Source organism: Zavarzinia sp., from assembly GCF_049306435.1.
Taxonomy (GTDB): domain Bacteria; phylum Pseudomonadota; class Alphaproteobacteria; order Zavarziniales; family Zavarziniaceae; genus Zavarzinia.
This window is the reverse complement of the sequence record NZ_JBAQRT010000069.1, coordinates 1-4,965: the sequence shown is the minus strand read 5'-3', so window position 1 is coordinate 4,965 and position 4,965 is coordinate 1. Positions and strand designations below refer to the sequence as shown.

Annotated in this window: 5 protein-coding genes; all 5 read left to right on the top strand. The window is 70.4% G+C overall.

Annotation, left to right across the window (positions count from 1 at the left end; translation table 11 throughout):
• A partial coding sequence (locus WAZ62_RS03570) for a helix-turn-helix domain-containing protein (RefSeq protein ID WP_422642160.1) occupies window positions 1-227 on the top strand: 227 nt, incomplete at its 5' end.
• Window positions 228-241: 14 nt separating this feature from the next.
• Window positions 242-2,347 carry a flagellar biosynthesis protein FlhA gene (flhA, locus tag WAZ62_RS03565; protein ID WP_422642159.1) on the top strand — a complete coding sequence of 702 codons (2,106 nt, stop codon included), beginning with the start codon at window positions 242-244 and terminating at the stop codon, window positions 2,345-2,347.
• A gap of 14 nt (window positions 2,348-2,361) precedes the next feature.
• On the top strand, window positions 2,362-3,456 hold the full coding sequence (locus WAZ62_RS03560; RefSeq protein ID WP_422642158.1) for a hypothetical protein: 1,095 nt from the start codon (window positions 2,362-2,364) through the stop codon (window positions 3,454-3,456).
• On the top strand, window positions 3,453-4,265 hold the full coding sequence (locus tag WAZ62_RS03555) for a MinD/ParA family protein (RefSeq protein WP_422642157.1): 813 nt from the start codon (window positions 3,453-3,455) through the stop codon (window positions 4,263-4,265). The genes WAZ62_RS03560 and WAZ62_RS03555 overlap by 4 nt, the downstream gene beginning before the upstream one ends.
• A partial coding sequence (locus WAZ62_RS03550; protein ID WP_422642156.1) for a hypothetical protein occupies window positions 4,262-4,965 on the top strand: 704 nt, incomplete at its 3' end. The genes WAZ62_RS03555 and WAZ62_RS03550, both read left to right, overlap by 4 nt.

Genomic DNA, 4,965 nt, shown 5'->3' with positions numbered 1-4,965 from the left:
CCGCCGGCGCGGCCGGCGGCAACGGCAAGCCGCTGGTCGGCCGCACCGTCGCCGATGTCGAGCGCGACCTCATTCTCGACACGCTCGACCATTGCCTCGGCAACCGGACCCATGCCGCCAATATTCTCGGCATCTCGATCCGCACCTTGCGCAACAAGCTGAAGCAATATACCGACGAAGGCGTGCCCGTGCCCCTGCCCGGCGATGCCCGGACCGGCGTGGCCTGAGGCGGACCGGGGCGATGGCGGATAGCGGCAATTCGGGTTTCGACGCCGGCGCCCTGCTGGGGCGCCTGGGGACGGCGCTGCGCGGTGGCGACGTCCTGCTGGCGGTCGGCGTCATCGTCATCCTGACGGTGCTGATCTTCCCGATGCCGGGCTGGATGCTCGACATCGCGCTGGCGCTGTCCGTCACCCTCAGCGTGCTCATCCTGATGACCTCGCTGTTCATCGAGAAGCCGCTGGATTTCAGCGCCTTCCCGACCGTCCTCTTGATCGCCACCATGCTGCGGCTGGCGCTGAACCTGGCCTCCACGCGGCTCATCCTCGAATTCGGCCATGAGGGCACCCACGCCGCGGGCGATGTCATCGCCGCCTTCGGCGGGCTCATCATGGGCGGCAATTTCCTGATCGGCGTGATCGTCTTCGCGATCCTCGTCATCGTGAATTTCGTCGTCATCACCAAGGGCTCGGGCCGCATCGCCGAGGTCGCGGCGCGTTTCACCCTCGACGCCATGCCCGGCAAGCAGATGGCGGTCGACGCCGATCTGTCGTCCGGCCTCATCGACGAGAACGAGGCGCGCAAGCGGCGCACCGAACTGGAACAGGAATCGACCTTCTTCGGCGCCATGGACGGCGCCGCCAAATTCGTCCGCGGCGATGCCGTCGCCGGCCTGCTGATCACCGCGATCAACCTGATCGGCGGCATCATCATCGGCACGATGCAGGAAGGCATGTCGGCGGGCGACGCCATGCGCACCTATTCGACGCTGACGGTCGGCGACGGCCTCGTCTCGCAGTTCCCCGCCCTCATCGTCTCGACCGCCGCCGGCCTGATGGTGACCAAGGGCGGCACAAGGGGCACCGCCGACAAGGCGCTGTTCGGCCAGCTCGGCGGCTCGGCCCGGGCCATGGGCATGGCGGCCGCGCTCGCCTTCGTGCTCGCCCTGATGCCGGGAATGCCCGCCCTGCCGTTCCTGATCATCGCCGCCGGCGCCGGCTATGCCGCCTATCGGATCGAGCGCAAGCAGACGGGCGATGCCGAGACCAGCGCGGCCAGCGCCGCCGCCGAACAGAAGCGCGCCGTGCCGGCGGAAGAGCCGATCTCCTCGGCCCTCGCCATCGACAGCGTCCGCCTCGAACTCGGCTATGGCCTCATCCCGCTGATCAACGACGCGCCGGGCACCCGCATCACCGACCAGATCAAGGCCCTGCGCCGCCAGATCGCGGCCGAGATGGGCTTCGTCATGCCCGCCGTCCGCATCCTCGACAATGTCCAGCTGGCCTCCAACACCTATGTCCTGCGGCTGAAGGAAATGGAAGCCGGGCGGGGCGACATCCGCCCGCACATGCTGCTCGTCATGGACCCCCGGGGCGAGCCGGTCAGCCTGCCGGGCGAGCCGACGGTGGAGCCGACCTTCGGCCTGACCGCCGCCTGGATCGACACCTCCTTACGCGAGGAAGCGCAGTTCCGCGGCCTGACCGTGGTCGACCCCGCGACCGTGATCACCACCCATCTGACCGAGGTGATCAAGGACAACATGGCCGAGCTTCTGTCCTATGCCGAGACCCAGAAGCTGATGGACGAATTGCCGAAACCGCAGCAGAAACTGGTCGCCGACCTGATCCCCGGCCGCTTCACCGTCGCCGGCGTGCAGCGCGTGCTGCAGCAGCTCCTGTCCGAGCGGATCTCGATCCGCGACCTGCCGACCATCCTCGAGGGCATCGGCGAGGCGGTCGGCTACAGCCAGAATGTCATGACCATCACCGAACATGTGCGCAGCCGCCTGGCCCGCCAGATCTCCTTCGCCAACACGGGGCCGGCGGGTTACATCCCGCTGCTGCCCCTGTCCGCCGACTGGGAACAGGCCTTCGCCGAGGCGCTGGTCGGCCCGGGCGAGGAAAAGCAGCTGACCCTCGCCCCCAGCCGCCTGCAACAGTTCATCCAGTCGGTGAAAGCCTCGCTCGACCGGCTGGGCGCCGACGGCGAATTGCCGGTGCTGCTGACCAGCCCCGGGATCCGGCCCTATGTCCGCTCGATCGTCGAGCGCTTCCGGCCGCAGACCGTCGTCATGTCGCAGAACGAAATCCACCCAAGGGCGCGCGTGCGCACCCTCGGCCAGATCTAGGGAAGGCCTAGGACATGCGCCTTCGCACCTTCCACGCCGCCAATATGGCCGAGGCCATGGCCGAGATCCGCAAGGCGCTGGGGCCCGACGCCATCATCGTCTCGACAAGGCGCGCCTCGCGCGGCACGGTCGAGGTCGTCGCCGCGGTCGAGGCCGCGACACCGCCGGTGCCTGACCCCCGCGCCGCCATCGACCGGCGGCCCGATCCCTTCTCGCTGCACCGGCCGGACGACGATCCGATCGAGGCGCTGCTGGCCGGCCGCCTCGCCCAGATCAATGCCCCGGCCGCCTCCGCCCCGGAGGAGACGCGCCATCGCAACGCCTTCGCCCGGCAGATCACCCGGGCGCTCGACTATCACCGCACGCCGCGCCGGCAGGTGGAACGCCTGGTGCGTCTCGCCGGGGCCTTCGAGGGCGGCATCCCGTCCGAAGCCCTCGCCCATGCGCTGTCGACCACCCTGCGCTTCGAGCCGCTGTCCGATCATCCCCAGCGCTCGATCATGCTGGTCGGCCCGCCCGGCGCCGGCAAGACCGTGGTCGCTGCCAAGATCGCGGCGCGGGCCGCCGCCAATGGCACCCCCTTGCGCGTCGTCTCGACCGATACCCTGAAGGCCGGCGCCACGGCCCAGCTCGAATCCTACCTGCGGGCGATGAACCAGCCGCTCGGCCTGGCCGCCAATCCGGCCGAACTGGCCAAGACCGAACACGGCGGCAGCCGCGCCCGCCGCGCCATCATCGATACCGCCGGCGCCAATCCCTTCGACGAAGGCGAGATGACCCAGATCACGCGCTTCATCGCCGCCGCCGATGTCGAACCCGTGCTCGTCATGGCCGCCGGCACCGATGCCCACGACGCCATGGATACCGCCCGCGCCTTCGCCCGCCTGGGCACGCGGCGCATGATCGTGACCCGGCTGGACGCCACCCGCCGCTTCGGCAGCCTGATCGCCGCGGCCGACGCCGGGGGCCTCGCGATTTCGGAGATCGGCGCCAGCCCCTTCGTCGGCCAGGGCCTGCGCCCGATCGACGCGACCGAACTTGCCCGACTTGTCATGCACGAATACGACCACATCGAAGCCGACGAGCTTCACGACGAGGCCGCCCAATGAGCACCGAAGCCCCCGTGGCCCTGACCCCGCCCCTTGCCGCCGTGCTCGGGAGGCGCCCCGACAGTCGCCGCATCATCGCGATCGCCTCCGGCAAGGGCGGCGTCGGCAAGACCTGGCTGTCCATCACCCTGTCCCACGCCCTGGCCAGGGCCGGGCGCCGGGTGCTGCTGTTCGATGGCGACCTGGGCCTCGCCAATATCGACATCCAGCTGGGCCTGATGCCGGAACAGGACCTCGGCGGCGTGATCGCCACCGGCAACGACCTCGGCGCCGCGGTCACCGCCGTGCCCGCGACCGGCTTCGACGTCGTCGCCGGCAAATCCGGCTCGGGTGCCCTGTCGTCGCTGACCCGGCAGGAGGTCGCGGCGCTGCGCCAGGGCGTCCTTGATCTCAGCCCGCGCTACGACAATGTGATCATCGACATCGGCGCCGGCATCGACACCACCCAGCTGATCCTCGCCTCGACCGGCGGCACCGTGCTCGTCGTCGCCACCGACGAGCCGACCTCGCTGACCGATGCCTATGCCTTCATCAAGGTCGCGGGCAAGCTGATGCCGCGACCGGACCTGCGCATCGTCGTGAACATGGCGAGTTCCAAGGCCGAGGGCGAGCGCACCTATGCGACCCTGAGGCGGGCCTGCGAGAGCTTCCTGAAGTTCAGCCCGCCGCTGGCCGGCATCATCCGCCGCGACAACAAGGTGAAGGACGCGATCCGTTACCAGACGCCGTTCCTCACCCGGCACCCCCATGCCGAGGCGGCGGGCGATGTCGAGGCGCTGGCGGCCGATCTGCAGAAGCCGCCTTCATGACCATCCCGATTACCGGCCCCGCCGCCCCCATCGGGGTCAGCCTCGGCAACAGCGACGAGCGCGCGTCCGCCGAGGCCCGGGGGCGGACCGGTGGCGAGACCGGACACCAGCCACCGGGTGGCCATGCTGTCCCCGCCCCCTCCTCCGCGGCCGCCTCCCCCCCCGCCATTCGCATCGCCGCCGAGTTGCTGCGTCTCGCCGCCGGCAGCCTGTTGCAGGCCGTGGTCGGCGGGCCGGACGAACAGGGCCGGCCCACGCTGGTCACCAACGCCGGCCTGTTCACCCCCGAAACGCCGATCCGCCTGCCCCCGCCCGGAACCCCGGTCAGCTTCGTCGTCGGGGATTCGGGCGAGCTTCTGTCGGCCGTGCTGCCCGGCTCTGGCCGGGGCCAGCCGGATCAGCCGGTCGAATTGCGCTTTCTCGGCGGACCGGCCCTGCCGGCGGACGACGGCGCCAGCCGGCCCCTGTATCAGGCGCTGCAGACCGCCGCCGATGGCAGCCGCCAGGCCCTGCTGGCGCTGCGTCTCGGCGTCACCACCAATCCGGCCGCCCTGGTGCTGGCCGCGACGGTGACCGGGCGCCGCCAGCTGTCCGACGGCAGCGTCACGCTGACGCTCGCGGCGGCCGATGGCAGCACCGTCACGATCGAGGATGCCCCGCCCGGCCTTGGCACCGGCGCCCGCCTGATGCTGGAAATCGC

Bases quoted from the DNA above. Each gene is read 5' to 3' on its own strand.
- flhA (WP_422642159.1), top strand. From the start codon at position 242: ATGGCGGATAGCGGCAATTCGGGTTTCGACGCCGGCGCCCTGCTGGGG.
- WAZ62_RS03560 (WP_422642158.1), top strand. From the start codon at position 2,362: ATGCGCCTTCGCACCTTCCACGCCGCCAATATGGCCGAGGCCATGGCC.
- WAZ62_RS03555 (WP_422642157.1), top strand. From the start codon at position 3,453: ATGAGCACCGAAGCCCCCGTGGCCCTGACCCCGCCCCTTGCCGCCGTG.